The 17,646-nt window shown below is 71.5% G+C and carries 15 protein-coding genes; 5 read left to right on the top strand and 10 right to left on the bottom strand.

All coding sequences use genetic code 11. The features are described 5' to 3' along the window. Together cseB and cseC are read left to right on the top strand one after the other, a co-directional pair. Positions 1-714, top strand: coding sequence for a two-component system response regulator CseB (cseB, locus tag ACFZA0_RS35075; RefSeq protein WP_391024502.1), 714 nt, complete (start codon positions 1-3; stop codon positions 712-714). After that, on the top strand, positions 603-2,303 hold the full coding sequence (cseC, locus tag ACFZA0_RS35070; protein WP_391024542.1) for a two-component system sensor histidine kinase CseC: 1,701 nt from the start codon (positions 603-605) through the stop codon (positions 2,301-2,303). The genes cseB and cseC overlap by 112 nt, the downstream gene beginning before the upstream one ends. 143 nt (positions 2,304-2,446) lie before the next feature. Here cseC and ACFZA0_RS35065 read toward each other — a convergent pair whose 3' ends face one another. Beyond that, the gene (locus ACFZA0_RS35065) at positions 2,447-4,087 is read right to left on the bottom strand and encodes a DHA2 family efflux MFS transporter permease subunit (protein WP_391024501.1); all 1,641 of its coding nucleotides are present in this window, start codon (positions 4,085-4,087) and stop codon (positions 2,447-2,449) included. Between the two features lie 260 nt (positions 4,088-4,347). Here ACFZA0_RS35065 and ACFZA0_RS35060 point away from each other — a divergent pair, with 260 nt between their 5' ends. After that, the gene (locus ACFZA0_RS35060; protein WP_391024499.1) at positions 4,348-4,941 is read left to right on the top strand and encodes a TetR family transcriptional regulator; all 594 of its coding nucleotides are present in this window, start codon (positions 4,348-4,350) and stop codon (positions 4,939-4,941) included. Between the two features lie 141 nt (positions 4,942-5,082). On the opposite strand, the gene ACFZA0_RS35055 is transcribed toward ACFZA0_RS35060, so the two are convergent. After that, positions 5,083-5,757, bottom strand: coding sequence for a peptidoglycan DD-metalloendopeptidase family protein (locus ACFZA0_RS35055; RefSeq protein WP_391024497.1), 675 nt, complete (start codon positions 5,755-5,757; stop codon positions 5,083-5,085). Between the two features lie 517 nt (positions 5,758-6,274). Between ACFZA0_RS35055 and ACFZA0_RS35050 the strand changes: the two genes are divergently transcribed. After that, positions 6,275-9,340, top strand: a complete 3,066-nt coding sequence (locus ACFZA0_RS35050; RefSeq protein WP_391024496.1) for an NACHT domain-containing protein — start codon at positions 6,275-6,277, stop codon at positions 9,338-9,340. Between the two features lie 108 nt (positions 9,341-9,448). Here the strand turns inward: ACFZA0_RS35050 and ACFZA0_RS35045 are convergent, their stop codons facing one another. Continuing rightward, the gene (locus tag ACFZA0_RS35045; RefSeq protein ID WP_391024494.1) at positions 9,449-11,971 is read right to left on the bottom strand and encodes an AAA family ATPase; all 2,523 of its coding nucleotides are present in this window, start codon (positions 11,969-11,971) and stop codon (positions 9,449-9,451) included. 459 nt (positions 11,972-12,430) lie between these two features. Between ACFZA0_RS35045 and ACFZA0_RS35040 the strand changes: the two genes are divergently transcribed. Next, positions 12,431-13,054, top strand: a complete 624-nt coding sequence (locus ACFZA0_RS35040; RefSeq protein WP_391024493.1) for an SCO3374 family protein — start codon at positions 12,431-12,433, stop codon at positions 13,052-13,054. Here the strand turns inward: ACFZA0_RS35040 and ACFZA0_RS35035 are convergent. From ACFZA0_RS35035 to nadC, 7 genes are all read right to left on the bottom strand, one after another. Beyond that, positions 13,033-13,368 (bottom strand): histone-like nucleoid-structuring protein Lsr2, encoded by a 336-nt coding sequence (locus tag ACFZA0_RS35035; RefSeq protein ID WP_391024492.1) that lies wholly within the window; start codon positions 13,366-13,368, stop codon positions 13,033-13,035. The two genes, ACFZA0_RS35040 and ACFZA0_RS35035, sit on opposite strands and share 22 nt — an antisense overlap. Positions 13,369-13,593: 225 nt before the next feature. Further along, on the bottom strand, positions 13,594-14,127 hold the full coding sequence (locus tag ACFZA0_RS35030; RefSeq protein WP_391024490.1) for an amino-acid N-acetyltransferase: 534 nt from the start codon (positions 14,125-14,127) through the stop codon (positions 13,594-13,596). Between the two features lie 9 nt (positions 14,128-14,136). Next, entirely contained in the window at positions 14,137-14,646 is a 510-nt protein-coding gene (locus ACFZA0_RS35025; RefSeq protein WP_391024488.1) for a BlaI/MecI/CopY family transcriptional regulator, read from the bottom strand. Between the two features lie 131 nt (positions 14,647-14,777). Next, a complete protein-coding gene (locus ACFZA0_RS35020) occupies positions 14,778-14,960 on the bottom strand; it encodes a hypothetical protein (RefSeq protein ID WP_391024486.1) in 183 nt (60 codons plus the stop codon). A gap of 99 nt (positions 14,961-15,059) precedes the next feature. Continuing rightward, positions 15,060-15,671, bottom strand: a complete 612-nt coding sequence (locus ACFZA0_RS35015) for a hypothetical protein (RefSeq protein ID WP_391024540.1) — start codon at positions 15,669-15,671, stop codon at positions 15,060-15,062. 158 nt (positions 15,672-15,829) lie between these two features. Then, complete coding sequence (locus tag ACFZA0_RS35010; RefSeq protein ID WP_391024485.1) at positions 15,830-16,627, bottom strand: type III pantothenate kinase; 798 nt, start codon at positions 16,625-16,627, stop codon at positions 15,830-15,832. Positions 16,628-16,635: 8 nt separating this feature from the next. Continuing rightward, positions 16,636-17,643: a carboxylating nicotinate-nucleotide diphosphorylase gene (gene nadC / locus ACFZA0_RS35005; RefSeq protein WP_391024484.1), complete on the bottom strand. Its 1,008-nt coding sequence runs from the start codon at positions 17,641-17,643 to the stop codon at positions 16,636-16,638. Between the last annotated feature and the right edge of the window lie 3 nt (positions 17,644-17,646).

Raw genomic sequence — 17,646 nt, 5'->3', positions numbered from 1 at the left:
ATGGCAGACCACACGCACGTACTGTTCGTCGAGGACGACGACGTCATCCGCGAGGCCACCCAACTCGCCCTGGAACGGGACGGATTCACGGTGACCGCGATGCCCGACGGGCTGTCCGGCCTGGAGGCGTTCCGCGCGGACCGGCCCGACATCGCGCTCCTCGACGTGATGGTCCCCGGTCTCGACGGGGTCAGCCTGTGCCGCCGCATCCGCGACGAGTCGACCGTCCCGGTGATCATGGTGTCGGCGCGCGCCGACTCGATCGACGTCGTGCTCGGCCTGGAGGCAGGTGCCGACGACTACGTGACCAAGCCGTTCGACGGCGCGGTGCTGGTCGCCCGCATCCGGGCGGTGCTGCGCCGGTTCGGGCACGCGAGCGGCGCCGGCGGACCGGCCGAGCGGGCGGGCACGGCGGACGACGGCGGTGTCCTCACCTTCGGCGACGGCGACCTGGAGATCGACACGGAGGGCATGGAGGTGCGCCGGGCCGGCCGCACGGTCGCCCTCACGCCCACCGAGATGCGGCTGCTCCTGGAGTTCTCCGGCGCGCCCGGCACCGTCCTGTCCCGCGACAAGCTGCTGGAACGCGTCTGGGAGTACGGCTGGGGCGGCGACACCCGCGTCGTCGACGTCCATGTGCAGCGGCTGCGGACCAAGATCGGCCAGGACCGCATCGAGACCGTGCGCGGCTTCGGCTACAAGCTGCGGGCCTGAGCGCGGTGGGACGCGGCGCAGTGGAGGCGGGACCGGACGGGGTGCGGGACACCGGACCGGGGAGCACGCCGGCGGACGTGCTGGACGCGGGAGCCGGGGACACCGCCGGGGCCGGGCCGGCGGCCCGCACCGGGTCCGGGGCCCGGAACCGGGTCCGGGCCCTGTTCCGTGCCAGGTTCCGCACGGGTCTGCGGTGGAAGCTCAGTGCCGCCATCGCGCTCGTGGGCGCCCTGGTGGTCCTCGCCCTGAGTCTCGTCGTGCACAACGCGGCACGGCTGTCGATGCTGGACAACGCCCGCGACCTCGCCGACGAACGCGTCCAGATAGCCCAGCGCACCTACGAGTTGTCCGGCCGCCCCAACTTCCCCAACATCCGCATCGACGACCCCCAGTTGCCCGCCGCGCTGCGGGAGAAGGTCGAGGAGGGCCGGCGCGCCACGTACGTCAGCGACGACGCGGGCGGTGTCCCGGACATCTGGGCGGCGGTGCCGGTCAAGGACGGGCACGTGCTGTCCCTGCACACCGGGTTCACCGACCGCAGCTCGGACATCCTCTCGGACCTCGACCGGGCCCTGGTCGCCGGTTCGATCGCGGTCGTCCTCGGCGGCAGCGCGCTCGGCGTGCTCATCGGCGGCCGGCTCTCGCGGCGTCTGCGCAAGGCGGCCGCCGCGGCGAACCGGGTCGCGCAGGGCGAGCCGGACGTGCGGGTACGGGACGCCATCGGCGGCGTCTCGCGCGACGAGGTGGACGACCTGGCCCGTGCCGTGGACGGCATGGCGGACGCGTTGCAGCAGCGCCTGGAGGCGGAGCGCCGGGTCACCGCCGACATCGCGCACGAGCTGCGCACCCCCGTGACCGGGCTGCTGACCGCGGCGGAACTGCTGCCGCCGGGCCGCCCCACCGAGCTGGTCCTCGACCGCGCGAAGGCGCTGCGCACGCTGGTGGAGGACGTCCTGGAGGTGGCGCGCCTCGACGGCGCCTCGGAACGGGCCGAGTTGCAGGACATCCTGCTGGGCGGCTTCGTCGAACGGCGGGTGCGGGCCAAGGACCCGTCGGCCGTCGTACGGGTGCTGCGGGAGTCGGAGGTCACCACCGACCCGCGCCGGCTGGAGCGCGTGCTGTTCAACCTGCTGGCGAACGCGGCACGGCACGGCAGGCCGCCGGTCGAGGTCACCGTGGAGGGCCGCCTCGTGCGGGTGCGCGACCACGGGCCCGGCTTCCCCGAGGACCTGCTGGCGGAGGGCCCGAGCCGGTTCCGCACGGGGAGCAGCGACCGCGCGGGGCACGGCCACGGCCTCGGGCTGACCATCGCGGCGGGGCAGGCCCGGGTGCTGGGCGCCCGGCTCACGTTCCGCAACGTGCGGGACGGGCGGGCCGCCCCGGGGCAGGTCCCCGTACCGGGTCACCCGCACGCGCACCTGCCCGCCCAGACGGACGCGCCGTCCGCCGCGGACGCCGGTCCGGGCACCGGTCCGGGCGACGGCGGCGGTGCCGGGCCGGTGCTGGGCGCGGTCGCCCTGCTGTGGCTGCCCGAGCACGCGCCGACCGACACCGGGAGCCATCCCGTACTGCGGCTGCCGGGGGCCTGACCGGGCGCGGCGCGACGGCGGACACGGTGCGGCGGCGGACTCGGTGCGGCGTCCCACGGACGCGGGACGGCCCCCGGGGTGCGAGACACCCGGGGGCCGTCCGGTCGTGAGGCGCGCGGTGCGCGACGTGCGGTGGCCGGCGCTCAGACCGCCCCGGCCACGCGGGAGTCCCTGTCCGGGCCGCCCTCGACGGCACCGGCCCCCCGGGCCCCGTCCGCCGGGTCGCCCGGGGCGGCGTCCGGTCCCGCGCCCCGCAGCGGCGTCTCCCTGACGAACACCGCCGACACCAGCACGAGCACGGCGACCGCGGCACCCAGCAGGAACGCCGCGTGCGTACCGGAGGACACCGCGTGCTGGTACGCCTCCCGTGCCGCCGCCGGCAGCTTGGCCAGGCTCGCCGCGTCGAGCTGCGCGGACCGCTCGGTCACCTTCGAGCCCACGGCGCCGGCCCGCCGGGACATCTCGTCCTGGACGCGGCTGTTGAACAGGGCGCCCATGATCGCGACGCCGAAGGAGGAGCCGAGGGTACGGAACAGGGTGGTGGACGAGGAGGCCACGCCCATGTCCTTCATCTCCACGCTGTTCTGCGCGACCAGCATGGTGATCTGCATCAGGCAGCCCATGCCCGCGCCCAGTACGGCCATGTAGACGCCGGAGGTGAAGCGGCTCGTGTCGGTGTCCATCAGCGACAGCAGGTACAGGCCCGCGGTCACCAGCACCCCGCCGGCGATCGGGAAGATCTTGTACCGGCCGGTGGCGGTGGTGACACGGCCCGCGACCAGCGACATGACCAGCATCGCGAGCAGCATCGGCAGGAGCAGCAGCCCCGAGTTGGTCGCCGAGGCGCCCTGCACGGACTGCTGGTAGAGCGGCAGGAAGAGCACCGCGCCGAACATCACGAACCCGGTGACGAAGCCGATGACCGACATCAGGGTGAAGTTGCGGCTGCGGAAGATGTGCAGCGGCACGATCGGTTCGGCGGCCCTGGTCTGCCAGAACACGAACCCGACCAGGGAGGCCACGCCGATCGCGATCAGTTCCATGATCCGCGCGGAGGTCCAGTCGTACTGCGTGCCGCCCCAGGTGGTGACCAGCACGATCGCGGTGATGCCCACGGTCAGCAGCGCGGCGCCCGGGTAGTCGATGCGGGCGGTCCCGCGCTTCTTCGGCAGGTGCAGCACCACGCTGATCGCGGCGAGCGCGATCACGCCGAGCGGCAGGTTGATGTAGAAGGACCAGCGCCAGCCCCAGTTGTCGGTGATGGTGCCGCCGACCAGCGGTCCGCCGATCATCGCGAGCGCCATGACGCCGGCCATCATGCCCTGGTACTTGCCGCGCTCCCGGGGCGGGACCAGGTCGCCGATGATGGCCATCACGCCCACCATGAGACCGCCGGCGCCCAGGCCCTGGACGGCGCGGAAGCCGATGAGCTGGCCCATGTCCTGGGCCATGCCGCTGAGCGCGGACCCCACCAGGAAGATCACGATCGACGTCATGAAGGCGCCCTTGCGCCCGTACATGTCGCCGAGCTTGCCCCAGATGGGGGTGGAGGCCGCGGTGGCGAGGGTGTAGGCCGTCACGACCCACGACAGGTGTTCGAGGCCGCCCAGCTCGCCGACGATCGTCGGCATCGCGGTGCCCACGATCATGTTGTCGAGCATCGCGAGCAGCATCGCGATCATGAGGGCGAGCAGGACGACCCGCACGCTCCTCGGTTGCTTGCCGGTCTCCGTGTCGACCGCGTCGGCCTTGCCGACGGCGTCGACGGTCCGTGCGTCCGCCATCGTCCACCACTCCCCTGTACCGCTCGTGCCGCCCGAACTGCCCTGTCCCGGCGCGACGGCGCCGTCCCGCACGTGCGCCCGCACCATCACCGTCGCAGACTTACTTGACGACCGGCTAGTTGTTTACACTGGGGAAGGTAGACCCGTAACTAGCCGGGCGTCAAGTAAGTTTCTATGGCGTCCGGCTCATGGCGGATCATGGGACTGCGCAGGGGCACCGGGGGGTGCACAGGGGCACGAGGAGCAAGAGGAGCACGCGAATGGACGGCACGACGGACGACGGCGGCACGAAGCATCAGCGCCGGGGCAACACGCGCCAGCTCATTCAGGACGTGGCACTCGAACTCTTCGCCGACCACGGGTACGAGAAGACCTCACTGCGGGAGATCGCCGAACGCCTGGACGTCACCAAGGCGGCGCTCTACTACCACTTCAAGACCAAGGAAGACATCCTGATCAGCCTCTTCGAGGACCTCACGAGGCCCATGGAGGAACTGATCGAGTGGGGGCGCGACCAGCCGCACACGCTGGCGACCAAGCAGGAGGTGCTGCGCCGCTACAGCGACGCCCTGCACGAGGCCGCGCCGCTGTTCCGCTTCATGCAGGAGAACCAGGCGACGGTGCGGGACCTGAGCATCGGGGAACAGTTCAAGACCCGCATGCTCGGTCTGCGCGAGATCCTCAGGGACCCCGAGTCCTCGCTCACGGCCCAGGTCCGCTGCATCAGCGCGCTGTTCACCATGCACGCCGGGATGTTCGCGCTCCAGGACGTGGAAGGCGACCCGGAGGAGAAGCGGGAAGCCGTCCTCAAGGTCGCGGTGGGTCTGGTCACCCAGGCCCACGAGGAGGCGTGACACGCCTCGCGCGGGGACCTCGGTACCGGGCGGGTTCGGGGGCCGGGACCAGTGGTCCCGGGGGGATCCGGTTCCCGGACGGGCGGCCCGCCTGCCGCCCGTCCGCCGTCTCCGGGGTGGTGCCGTACGGGTCCGGTCGGATCAGACCGTGACGCCGTGCGCACGCAGGAAGGTGACCGGGTTGATCGCCGAGCCGTAGTTCGGGGTCGTACGGATCTCGAAGTGCAGGTGCGGGCCGGTGGAGTTACCGGTGCTGCCGGACAGGGCTATGTGCTGACCGGTGGTGACGACCTGGCCGACCTTCACGTCGATCCGCGACAGGTGCGCGTACTGGGAGTACGTGCCGTTGCCGTGCTTGATCACGATGGCGTTGCCGTAGGCGGGGCCGTCACCGGCGCCGTTGCCGCCGGCCTTGACGACGGTGCCGCCGTGCGCGGCCATCACGTCGGTGCCGGTGGGCACCGCGTAGTCCTGGCCGCTGTGCTTGGCGACCCAGTGGCTGCCCGACTGGTCGAAGCCCGCGGAGAGCGTGTAGTGCTTCACCGGGTCGATCCAGGAGGCGGCCTTCTTCGCGGCGGCGGCCTTGGCGCTCGCGGCCTTCGCCTTCGCGGTGGTCGCGGCCTTGGACTGCGCGGCGGCCTGGGCCTTCACGGCGGTCGCGGCGGTCTTGGTGGTGACAGTGGTGGGGGCATCGGCCGCGGACGCGACCCCGGCGCCGAGTGCGACGGAAGCGCTCAGACCGACGACCATGACGGCCGTGCGGGAGCGGATCGTGGAGAGACGGAACGAACGGGGGGACGTAACGCGCTTGGTCATCAGAACCTCAAGAGACGGGGACAGGAAGTCCACTCGGCGAACAGGCGGCCACCGGGTGGGCCATACCTTGGTAACCCGACCGCCCAGACCGGCTCAAGCACCCCATCTACGGCCAGAGCTAGTAATAGGGCCCCTTACCTTCATCCTCTTGACACTGCGCGCACTGCTCATAAATAGCCTTAAAACGGACAGAGATGACAGCGGATCGGCGGGACTTAAGTCCTTTTTGGACCCATACATCCCGCTCCTATCATCGCTAGTAGTCCCGAAACGGCCTGTGCCGCTTGTCACCGGGCGAGGGATCCGGCACCCCCTTAAATGTGAACGGGGCCACGCGAGTTAGCACCGGCGCACCGGTCCGCCGAGCCCCCCTCGTGTGACCGGGGCCTCAACTCCGAAGCCCCGGTGTGTGGTCCACGTCTCAACCAACCGCCCCGTCCTGTGGTCCAGGTCTCAGGAACCCCTCCTCCCGCTAGGCTCATGGCTGTTCGCGGCGATCACGGGGGTGGCGCACACGATGGAACCGGCTCTGCTCGGCGGGAAACTGACGTCCGCCCTCATCGGCCCGCTGGTCAGGAAGCTCTTCCGGGCGGACGGGCCGGGCGCGGGCCTGGTGGACAGGCCCGTACGGCTCGCGGCCCTGGTCTCCTTCCGGGGCGAGAAGCGCACCCTGACCGACAGGGACGTGCACCGCCTCGCCGCGAAACTGGTCACCCGGGCCGCGGACTCCCCCGGCGAACCGCCCTTCCCCGCCGACGAGACCACCGCCGTCACCGACGCCCTCGCCGCCCGCCTGCTGGCCCTCGGCGACCTGGACATGGACGACGCGCAGGCGGTACGGCTGGGCCACCGCGAACTCGCCTCCCGGCTCGCCCGGTCGGCGCCCACACCGGCCCATCTGGCCGTCGACTCGGCCTACTTCCTCGACTCGGCGACCGAATGGGCCTGCCTGCACATCCTGGAGTTCTTCACACGCCGCTCGACGTTCCTGGCTCGCACGCTGGTGGAACAGAGCCGGACGCAGGCACAACTGATCGCGCGCATCGACGAGTTGATCTCCCGCGTGCCGCGCCCCGATGTCGGCGACACCGCCTTCGAACGCCGCTACCGCGACTACGTCACCGCGCGGCACAAGCACATCACCATCTACGGCATCGACCTGCGCGACTCCCCCGACCGCTGGCCGCTGGAGGTCGCGTACCTGAGCCTGGAGGCGACGGCGCAGTCCCGCCCGGCGGATCCGAGCTGGACCATGACCGGCGGGATCCCGTCCGAGCCCGGCACCACCCAGCTCCCCGCCGAGGACGTGCTGACCGGCGGCCCGCGCCGGGTCCTGCTGCGCGGCGACGCCGGGTCCGGCAAGACCACGCTGGTCCAGTGGCTCGCGGTCACGGCGGCCCGGGACGGCGACCTCGTCCCGTACGTCCTGCCGCTGCGCACCCTCGTCCGCGCCCCCGCGCTGCCCGCGCCGGGCGCCTTCCTCGACGCCGTGGGCTGCCCGCACGCACCGCCGGCCGGCTGGGCGGAACGGGTGCTCACCACCGGGCGGGGGCTGGTCCTCGTCGACGGTCTCGACGAGGTGCCCGCCGCGGACCGCCGCCGTGCCCGCGACTGGCTCACCGCACTGGTCGCCGCCTTCCCGGACAACCGCTGGCTGCTCACGTCCCGCCCGACCGCCGTACGCGCCGACTGGCTGGCCGACGAGGGCTTCGGCGAGACCACCCTCTCGCCCATGCGCCGCGCCGAGGTCGCCACCTTCGTACGGCGCTGGCACGCGGCCGCCGGGGCGGCGGAGTTCGAGGAACGCCTCCTCGACTCCCTGCGCACGAAGCGCGACCTGGCCCGGCTGGCCACCAACCCGCTGATGTGCGGCCTGATCTGCGCACTGCACCGGGAGCGCCGCGGCTATCTCCCCACCGGCCGCAAGGAGTTGTACGACGCAGCCCTGGCGATGCTGCTGACCCGCCGGGACCGGGAACGCGGCATGGGCGCCGTGGACGGCGTGGAACTGGGCGAGGAGGCCCAGGTGGAGATCCTCCAACGCATCGCGTACGCACTGGTGTTGAGCGGCCGCACCGAGATGGACCTCGGCACGGCGGAGGGGATCGTGGAGCGGTGCCTGCCGTCGATCGTCTCGGCGGGCCGGCAGGGCGACGCCCGCACCATCCTGGACACGCTGCTCCTGCGCAGCGGCCTGCTGCGCCAACCTGCCCACGGCGTCATCGACTTCGTCCACCGCACGTTCCAGGACCACCTGGGCGCCCGGTACGCGGTCGAGGAGGGCCACCTGGACGTCCTGGTCTCCCGCGCGGACGACACCCAGTGGGAGGACGTGATCCGCATGGCGGTCGCCCACGCCCGCCCGCGCGAACGGGCCTCGCTGATACGGCGGTTGCTGGACCTGGACACCCCGAGGACGACCCTGCAGGCCCTGGCCTGCCTGGAGCAGGCGGCGACCGTGGATTCGGGGGTACGGCGCGAGGTGGAGGAGCGGGCCGCCGGGCTGATCCCGCCGGCGACGACGCGCGAGGCGTGGGAGCTCGCGAAGGCCGGCCCGCTGGTTCTGGAACTGCTGCCCGGACCGGAGGCGCTCACCGACGAGGAGGCGCACGCCGTCACGGTGTCCGCCTCCCTGCTCGCCGAGGCCGAACCCGACGCCGCCCTCGCGGTCCTGCGCCGTTTCCGGGGACACCCGAGCCTCGACGTACGCCGCCAACTCGTCGGCACCTGGCACCGGTTCGATGCCGGCCCCTACCTGTCCGAGGTACTGTCCCGGGTCAGCCGCGAGGAACTGGTGCTGGACGTCGAGACGGAAGCCCAGCTCGCGGCCCTCACGGCCGGTCCCGCGTGGCCCCTCCTCCACCTCGGCGGCCCCCTCGACCTGCGGGAGATCGCCCGGAGCCCCGAGCACCGCCGGGAGGTGAGCCGCCTGGACATCATCGGGAACGCCCTGCTCACCGACGTGGGGTGGCTCTCCGGCTTCACCGCCCTGCGCAGCCTCTACATCTCGGACTGCCCCAACGTCACGGATCTCTCCGTGCTGCCGCGGCTCTCGCTGGACTCCCTCGGGTACTGCGGCGGCTCGCCTCCCCGGGAGCTCCCGGAGATGGGCGGCCTCAAGGTGCTGCACCTGGAGACCCATCTGCCCGCGGAGGGTGCGGCCGCGGTGCTTCCCCGCCGGGCGCCGCTGAAACTGCTGTCGCTCAGGCAGAGCAACGGCACTGGCCTCTCGCTCACGGGCATCGCCGCATGGCAGACCCTGTGTCACCTGGCCCTCCGCAACCCCCCCAGAACACCCGAGGACTGGCGCGAGCTGGCGCTGCTCCCCCTGCTCGTCTGTCTGAGTCTCTACGGAAATCCGGCGACATCGGTCGCCGGGCTACCGGTCCTGCCCCACGTACAGCACCTCGACCTGAACTTCTGCGCGGACCAGGAGGTGCTGACGCGCTACGCGGAGCGGCTGCCCGGACTGACCAGCATCGCCCTGATGAACGGGGCACCGGCCGGTGCCGAGAAGCAGCAGCACGTCACCGCTCTGCTGAGCGCTCTCTTCCCCCGCCTCGTCAGGATCGACATCAGCTGACCGACGGCCGCCCGCGAAACCCTTGTCCGACGGCACACCGAAAGGGGCCGCCCCCCGACCGAAGTCGGGGTGCGGCCCCTTTCTGGTACCGAGGCGTCGGCCGGAGGCCTACGCCTCCTTGCTCAGGTTCGGGCCGCCGCCCGCCGCCGACTCGATCGGCGGGGCGTCGGGCAGTGCCGACTTCTCCTCGCCGCGGAAGGTGAAGGTCTTGGCCTCGCCCTCGCCCTCCGTGTCGACGACCACGATGTGACCGGGGCGCAGCTCGCCGAAGAGGATCTTCTCCGACAGCGTGTCCTCGATCTCGCGCTGGATGGTGCGACGCAGCGGACGCGCACCCAGCACCGGGTCGTAGCCCTTCTTCGACAGCAGCTCCTTGGCGGACTGGGAGAGCTCGATGCCCATGTCCCGGTCCTTCAGGCGCTCGTCCACCTTGCCGACCATGAGGTCGACGATCCGCAGGATGTCCTCCTGCGTGAGCTGCGGGAAGACGACCACGTCGTCGACGCGGTTGAGGAACTCGGGCCGGAAGTGCTGCTTGAGCTCGTCCGAGACCTTGTTCTTCATGCGCTCGTAGTTGGTCTTCGTGTCACCCGCGGCGGCGAAGCCGAGGTTGAAGCCCTTGGAGATGTCCCGCGTGCCGAGGTTGGTCGTCATGATGATGACCGTGTTCTTGAAGTCCACGACCCGGCCCTGGGAGTCGGTCAGGCGGCCGTCCTCCAGGATCTGCAGCAGCGAGTTGAAGATGTCCGGGTGGGCCTTCTCGACCTCGTCGAACAGCACGACGGAGAACGGCTTGCGGCGGACCTTCTCGGTCAGCTGGCCGCCCTCTTCGTAGCCGACGTAGCCGGGAGGCGAGCCGAACAGCCGCGAGACGGTGTGCTTCTCGCTGAACTCCGACATGTCGAGGGAGATCAGCGCGTCCTCGTCGCCGAAGAGGAACTCCGCGAGCGCCTTGGACAGCTCGGTCTTACCGACACCCGACGGGCCGGCGAAGATGAACGAACCACCGGGACGCTTCGGGTCCTTCAGACCGGCACGCGTACGGCGGATCGCCTTCGAGAGCGCCTTGACGGCGTCCTTCTGGCCGATGACCCGCTTGTGGAGCTCGTCCTCCATGCGCAGCAGACGCGAGGACTCCTCCTCGGTCAGCTTGAAGACCGGGATGCCGGTGGCCGTCGCGAGGACCTCGGCGATCAGCTCGCCGTCGACCTCGGCGACGACGTCCATGTCGCCGGCCTTCCACTCCTTCTCGCGCTTGGCCTTCGCGGCGAGGAGCTGCTTCTCCTTGTCGCGCAGGGACGCGGCCTTCTCGAAGTCCTGCGAGTCGATCGCGGACTCCTTGTCACGGCGCACGCCGGCGATCTTCTCGTCGAACTCGCGCAGGTCCGGCGGCGCGGTCATCCGGCGGATGCGCATCCGGGAACCGGCCTCGTCGATCAGGTCGATCGCCTTGTCCGGGAGGAAGCGGTCCGAGATGTACCGGTCGGCCAGCGTGGCGGCCTGGACCAGCGCCTCGTCGGTGATCGAGACGCGGTGGTGCGCCTCGTACCGGTCGCGCAGACCCTTGAGGATCTCGATCGTGTGCGGCAGCGACGGCTCCGCGACCTGGATGGGCTGGAAGCGACGTTCGAGGGCCGCGTCCTTCTCCAGGTGCTTGCGGTACTCGTCCAGCGTGGTCGCACCGATGGTCTGGAGCTCGCCGCGGGCCAGCATCGGCTTGAGGATGCTCGCCGCGTCGATCGCGCCCTCGGCGGCACCGGCACCGACCAGCGTGTGCAGCTCGTCGATGAACAGGATGATGTCGCCGCGGGTGCGGATCTCCTTGAGCACCTTCTTCAGGCGCTCCTCGAAGTCACCGCGGTAGCGGGAGCCGGCCACCAGCGCACCGAGGTCGAGGGTGTAGAGGTGCTTGTCCTTGAGGGTCTCGGGCACCTCGCCCTTGACGATGGCCTGGGCGAGGCCCTCGACGACGGCGGTCTTGCCGACGCCGGGCTCACCGATCAGGACCGGGTTGTTCTTGGTGCGGCGGGACAGCACCTGCATGACCCGCTCGATCTCCTTCTCGCGCCCGATGACCGGGTCGAGCTTGGACTCGCGGGCGGCCTGCGTGAGGTTGCGGCCGAACTGGTCGAGGACCAGGGACGTGGAGGGCGTGCCCTCCGCAGGACCGCCGGCGGTGGCGGTCTCCTTGCCCTGGTAGCCCGACAGCAGCTGGATGACCTGCTGGCGGACACGGTTGAGATCTGCGCCCAGCTTGACCAGGACCTGGGCGGCGACGCCCTCGCCCTCGCGGATCAGGCCGAGCAGGATGTGCTCCGTGCCGATGTAGTTGTGGCCCAGCTGAAGGGCCTCGCGGAGCGACAGCTCCAGGACCTTCTTGGCACGGGGGGTGAAGGGGATGTGGCCGGACGGGGCCTGCTGCCCCTGCCCGATGATCTCCTCCACCTGCTGGCGGACCGCCTCGAGCGAAATCCCGAGGCTCTCCAGGGCCTTAGCGGCGACACCCTCACCCTCGTGGATGAGACCCAGGAGGATGTGCTCGGTGCCGATGTAGTTGTGGTTGAGCATCCGGGCTTCTTCCTGAGCCAGGACGACAACCCGCCGCGCGCGGTCGGTGAACCTCTCGAACATCGTTAATCGCTCCTCAGAGCGGTCAGGCAGTAAGGGGACGCTCCCCTCTCTGTCCTTCCGCAGCTTAGTCCCGCAAGCGGGGACCGCTCATTCCAACTGCCGACACCGTCCGGATCGCCTCCGCGCTCACGGAGACAAAGGTGCTGCCTGTAGAGCCGAACGCCGACATCTGCTCAACCCGATGGTGCGAGACGATGTTCCCGCAGGCCAGACAGTTACCCCAGTCGCCAGTACGCCGATGGCGAACGTGAGCCGGTCCATTCCTGCGTGTCGCCCCCTCCCACTAGGGATGTCTTACCCGCGCCGACTGACACTCCATGCCGCGCACACCGGTTCCCTCCGCTACGGGCGAACAACCTTGCGCCGCCCCCGTACCCCCGCACGCCGCCGTCGCGCACTCCACGCGTCCGTCGAGCCACCCAGCGTAACCCCACGGGCGATTCGGCGGTTGCGCTGTGCATGGCCGGCATCGCGCACCCCGCGGAGAACTCCGCGCACACCGTCCCCGCCCCGCGCAGGCCGCTGCCGCCGGGGGCCGCGGGCGGGCGCGACTGGTACGAGCGGGTGCTGGGCTGGCCCACGGCGCCGGGCGAGCCCGTACGGCTGGTGACGGGGCGGCGCTTCGACGTCCTGGACGTGCCGGCGGAGGCGGGCCGTGCGGCGCTGCGGCATCTCGGGCCCGCGTCCCCGGTGATGGCACGGGGCGGGCGGACGCTGCTGCTCGTCGCCGAGGGCACGGCGGACGAACTGCCGGGCCTGCTGCGGTGGCTGGAGTGGGGGGACCTCCCGCTCGACCTGCGGGCGCTCGGCGCGGGCGCCCTCGTGGAGGCACCGCCCGCTCCCCCGCCCGGTGCGGGCGCCGTCCTGCCACCCGCCCGGGGGCGGTCCGGTCCACAGGGGGCCGCCGTGTGGCTGCGACCCCCCGATCCGGGGTGCGAGGTCGAGCCCTCGCTGCCGACCCTGTCGGCCGTGGGGGGCGCTGGGGGCTCCCCCGATCTCGTGCGGATCGTGGACACGGTGGCGACGCACTGCCACCGCATCCGGCTGCGGCGTGCGAACGCTCAGCCGTTGGCCTGCTCGTAGGCCTCGCGGATGGCGGCGGGGACGCGGCCGCGGTCGTTGACCTCGTGGCCGTTCTCCTTGGCCCAGGCACGGATCTGCGCGGTGTCCTGGCTGCTGCCGGACGCGGCGCGCGTCTTTCCGCGCGCACCCGCGGAACGGCCGCCGGTACGCCGGCCACCCTTCACATACGGGTCGAGAAGGCCCCGGAGCTTGTCCGCATTCGCCGTGGTGAGGTCGATCTCGTAGGTCTTGCCGTCGAGCGCGAACGTCACGGTCTCGTCCGCCTCGCCACCGTCGAGGTCGTCGACAAGAAGGACCTGAACCTTCTGTGCCACCGGTTTTCCTTTCATCGATAACTTCAGGGACCGGGGCCGCCGACGTCCAGCGATTCGTCGTCCCCTGTTATATGCACTACTGCAGTACGCCGGAAAGCAAACCGCTTTTCCTGGAAAAACACAAACCCCTGGAGGGAACGAACCTGTCCCACGCGCTCCGGAAACGTGCGCGTTTCGGACATAGGGAACCTGGGCAAGGACGACCGGCGGAATACCGGGCGACGATCACAGATGCAGAAGCATCCGGCTGTTGCCCAAGGTGTTCGGTTTCACTCGTTCGAGACCCAGGAACTCCGCCACGCCCTCGTCATAGGAACGCAACAGCTCCGCGTAGACATCCGTGTCGACCGGTGTCTCGCCGATCTCGACGAAGCCGTGCTTCCCGAAGAAGTCGACTTCGAAGGTGAGACAGAAAACGCGGCGAACACCGAGCCAGCGCGCGGTGTGCAGCAACTTCTCCAGCACCTGATGCCCGACACCGGCGCCCTTCAGACCGGGCTTCACGGCGAGAGTGCGGACTTCCGCGAGGTCTTCCCACATCACGTGGAGGGCTCCGCACCCCACGACCTCGGCGTTGTCGTCGCGTTCCGCGACCCAGAACTCCTGGATGTCCTCGTAAAGGGTGACGGTGGCTTTGTCGAGCAGGATGCCGCCGCGGACGTAGGCGTCGAGGAGTCCGCGCACGGCGTTCACATCGCCGGTCCGGGCCCGCCGGACGGTGATGGCTTTCGGGGACGGTTCGGAGCGCTCTGCTGACATGAGCGGACGCTATCGCCCGCCGTCGGCCGGGTCCGCGCCGGGGTTCTCCCCGCCGGTATCCGTGGTAACGGGAGTATCGGCGGCTTCGTCCGCGGCGGGCACTTCGGCGGCGGACGGCACTTCGGGGGCGGCGGCGGCCTCGGGGGTTTGCGGTGTTTCCCGTCCCCGGATGACGCGTACCGCGTCTTCGAGGGCGCCGCGTTGTTCCTCGCTCATCATGCCGAAGAACGCGACGAGAGCCGCCGCGGGGTTGTCGCTCTGGGTCCAGGCTTCGTTCATGAGGGCCGCGGAGTAGGCGGCCCGGGTGGAGACCGCCTCATATCGATAGGCGCGGCCTTCGGCTTCCCGGCGGACCCAGCCCTTCTGATGAAGATTGTCCAGAACGGTCATCACCGTGGTGTAGGCGATGGAGCGCTCCTGCTGAAGGTCTTCCAGGACTTCTCGAACGGTCACCGGGCGGTTCCACTTCCACACCCGGGTCATCACGGCGTCTTCGAGTTCTCCCAAGGGGCGAGGCACCCTCAGGACAATAGTCCGCGAAACGGGATGCGGCCCGCCGGACGTGCGCGTCTACCTCGAACAGCAGCAAATGGGGCGCCGCCGGAGACACGGCCGGGTGTCGCGGGGAGTGTGCCGGGCCTGCCGCGGTGTCAGGCCTCGGACTTGTGGACGCCGGCCTGGCGGGTGTTCTCCGTGCGGGCGAGGACGGCGTCGACCACGGCGTCCTCCTTGGCCTTGTTGGCCCCGCCCTGGGTCTTCACGATCACCCGGACCAGGAACACGAAGAAGATTGCCATGACGACCGGCGGTACGAGCGCGGAGACGTAGTCCATGCGTCCAGAGTAGCCACGGGACGCCGGGCGGACGGCGGGAGGGGGCCGGTGCGCGCGGGCCCGCCCGCCGCACCGGCCCCCTCCTCGCGCGCGTGCCGCTCAGACCGCGGCGAGCTGCCGGGGCGGGGCGGGCGGGGCGGAGGCCGGCCTGCGGCGCGGGAAGACCTCGCCCGGCGTGGGCACCGGGCGGCCCGGCCCGGGGTTCTCCGGGGCGGGCGCGGGGCGCTCGGACGGGCGGGGCGCCGGCTTGCCGTCCGGGTCGCCGGGGGCCTCGCCGGCCGTCCGCACGGCCTGCGGGCCGCCCGTCCGGCCGCCGGGCAGCGCGTGCAGGCGGGAGCGGGAGGCCGGTACGCGCGGGGCCGCCGGACCGCGCTCGTGCGCAGCGCACCGGTCGAGGAGGGCGGCCGCCCGGGGGTTGCCGCGCAGGGCGCCGAGCGCCGCGAGGTCGTCGTGGTCCGGGCGGTGGCCGGCCGCCAGCACCTCCTCCAGGAGCGCCAGGTAGCCCGTGACGCTCCCGGGCAGGGCCGCCCGGTATCTCGCGAGGTCGGCCACCAGGAAGGCGCGCAGCCGGGCGCCCTCGCGCTCGGCCTCGTCGAGGGCGCCGGCGAGGGCCAGGCAGTCCTGGGCGTCCTCGGCGGAGGCGGGACCGGGCTGGAGGGCGAGGGCGAGGGCACGGCGGACCACACGCAGCTCCTGCGTGCCGAACGCCATGCCTCCCCGGGATCCGTAGGGCGTGGGCATGGCGCGACCGTACGCGCTAATCGGACAAACCGGGCGAGGGGAACGGGCGCGGCGCACCGGGACCACCCACGTGGTCCCGGTGCGCCGCGGGGCCGTGTCCCGGTGCGGGGCGCCCGTCCGCCGCGGGCTCAGCCGCGGGAGACGTTCCGCTCGTAGACCAGGCGCAGGCCGATCAGGGTCAGCCACGGTTCGTGCTCGTCGATGACGGACGCCTCGCCGAGGACCATGGGGGCCAGCCCGCCCGTCGCGATGACCGTGACGTCGTCCGGGTCGTCGGCGAGTTCGCGCGCCATGCGCTCGACGACACCGTCGACCTGGCCCGCGAAGCCGTAGATGATGCCGGACTGCATCGCCTCGACGGTGTTCTTGCCGATCACGCTGCGGGGCCTGGCCACCTCGATCTTGCGGAGCTGGGCGCCCTTGACGCCCAGGGCCTCCACCGAGATCTCGATGCCGGGGGCGATGACCCCGCCGACGTACTCGCCGCGGGCGCTCACCGCGTCGAACGTCGTCGCCGTGCCGAAGTCCACGACGATCGCCGGGCCGCCGTACAGGTGGGCGGCCGCCACCGCGTTGATGATGCGGTCCGCGCCGACCTCCTTGGGGTGGTCGGTGAGGATCGGCACGCCCGTCTTGACGCCGGGCTCGACGAGGACGGACGGGACGTCGCCGTAGTAGCGCCGGGTCACCTCCCGCAGTTCGTGCAGCACGGACGGGACGGTCGCGCAGATGGCGATGCCGTCGATGCCCTCGCCCAGTTCCACGCCGAGCAGCGGGTGCATACCCATCAGGCCCTGGAGGAGGACGGCCAGCTCGTCGGCGGTGCGGCGGGCGTCGGTGGAGATCCGCCAGTGCTCGACGATCTCCTCGCCGTCGAACAGGCCCAGCACGGTGTGGGTGTTGCCCACGTCGATGGTCAGCAGCATGGCCCGTCCTACTCCGCCGCGCGCAGGTCGAGACCGATGTCCAGGATCGGCGACGAGTGCGTCAGGGCGCCCACGGCCAGGTAGTCGACGCCGGTGTCCGCGTACGCCTTGGCGTTGTCCAGGGTCAGCCGGCCCGACGCCTCCAGGGCCGCCCGGCCGTCGACGACGCCCACGGCCTCCGCGCACTCCCCGGGCGTGAAGTTGTCCAGCAGGATCAGGTCGGCGCCCGCGTCGAGCACCTCGCGGAGCTGGTGCAGCGTGTCGACCTCGACCTCGATCGCGAGGTCCGGGAAGGCCTCCCGGACGGCTGCGAAGGCCTCGGCGACGCCGCCCGCGGCGACCACGTGGTTGTCCTTGACCAGCGCGGCGTCCGACAGCGACATGCGGTGGTTGACGCCGCCGCCGCAGCGCACCGCGAACTTCTCCAGCGAGCGCAGACCGGCGGTCGTCTTGCGGGTGTCGCGCACCTTCGCGCCCGTGCCGTCCAGGACGTCCGCCCACGCGCGCGTGGCGGTCGCGATGCCCGACAGGCGGCACAGCAGGTTGAGCGCGCTGCGCTCGGCGGTCAGCAGGTCGCGGGTGCGGGTGGTGACCGACAGGAGCTTCTGGCCGGCCTCGACGGCGTCGCCGTCCTCCACGTGCCGCTCGACCTCGAACTCGTCGGCGCAGACCACCGAGATCACCGCCTCGGCGACCCGCAGGCCCGCGACCGTGCCGGCCTCGCGGGCGGTGAAGTCACCGGTGGCCACCGCGTCCTCGGGGATCGTCGCGACGGTCGTCACGTCCTCGCCGCCCGCGAGGTCCTCCTGGATGGCGACGTTCGCGATGTCCTCGACCTCCAGCGGGTCGAGACCCGCGGCGGTCAGCAGGTCGGCGAGCGCGGGGTCGAGACCGCACTCGTCGTAGTGGTCGTGGGCGTCGTCGCCGTACTCGCCGATCCCGTCCGGCTCCGAGCCGCAGGCGCAGCCGTCGCCGCAGCCGCCGGTGGGAACGAGGGGAAGGTCCGGGGTGGTCACGTC

The organism is Streptomyces sp. NPDC008150, assembly GCF_042956945.1.
Classification (GTDB): Bacteria; Actinomycetota; Actinomycetes; order Streptomycetales; family Streptomycetaceae; genus Streptomyces.
Note: the sequence above shows the minus strand (reverse complement) of the source record. Positions and strands in the feature narration are given on the sequence as shown.

Coding starts and splice junctions, on each gene's coding strand:
- ACFZA0_RS35040 (WP_391024493.1), top strand. CDS start 12,431: ATGGCCGGCATCGCGCACCCCGCGGAGAACTCCGCGCACACCGTCCCC.
- ACFZA0_RS35015 (WP_391024540.1), bottom strand. CDS start 15,671: ATGGCGTTCGGCACGCAGGAGCTGCGTGTGGTCCGCCGTGCCCTCGCC.
- ACFZA0_RS35055 (WP_391024497.1), bottom strand. CDS start 5,757: ATGACCAAGCGCGTTACGTCCCCCCGTTCGTTCCGTCTCTCCACGATC.
- ACFZA0_RS35050 (WP_391024496.1), top strand. CDS start 6,275: ATGGAACCGGCTCTGCTCGGCGGGAAACTGACGTCCGCCCTCATCGGC.
- ACFZA0_RS35030 (WP_391024490.1), bottom strand. CDS start 14,127: ATGTCAGCAGAGCGCTCCGAACCGTCCCCGAAAGCCATCACCGTCCGG.
- cseB (WP_391024502.1), top strand. CDS start 1: ATGGCAGACCACACGCACGTACTGTTCGTCGAGGACGACGACGTCATC.
- ACFZA0_RS35045 (WP_391024494.1), bottom strand. CDS start 11,971: ATGTTCGAGAGGTTCACCGACCGCGCGCGGCGGGTTGTCGTCCTGGCT.
- ACFZA0_RS35020 (WP_391024486.1), bottom strand. CDS start 14,960: ATGGACTACGTCTCCGCGCTCGTACCGCCGGTCGTCATGGCAATCTTC.
- ACFZA0_RS35060 (WP_391024499.1), top strand. CDS start 4,348: ATGGACGGCACGACGGACGACGGCGGCACGAAGCATCAGCGCCGGGGC.
- ACFZA0_RS35010 (WP_391024485.1), bottom strand. CDS start 16,627: ATGCTGCTGACCATCGACGTGGGCAACACCCACACCGTGCTGGGCCTG.
- ACFZA0_RS35065 (WP_391024501.1), bottom strand. CDS start 4,087: ATGGCGGACGCACGGACCGTCGACGCCGTCGGCAAGGCCGACGCGGTC.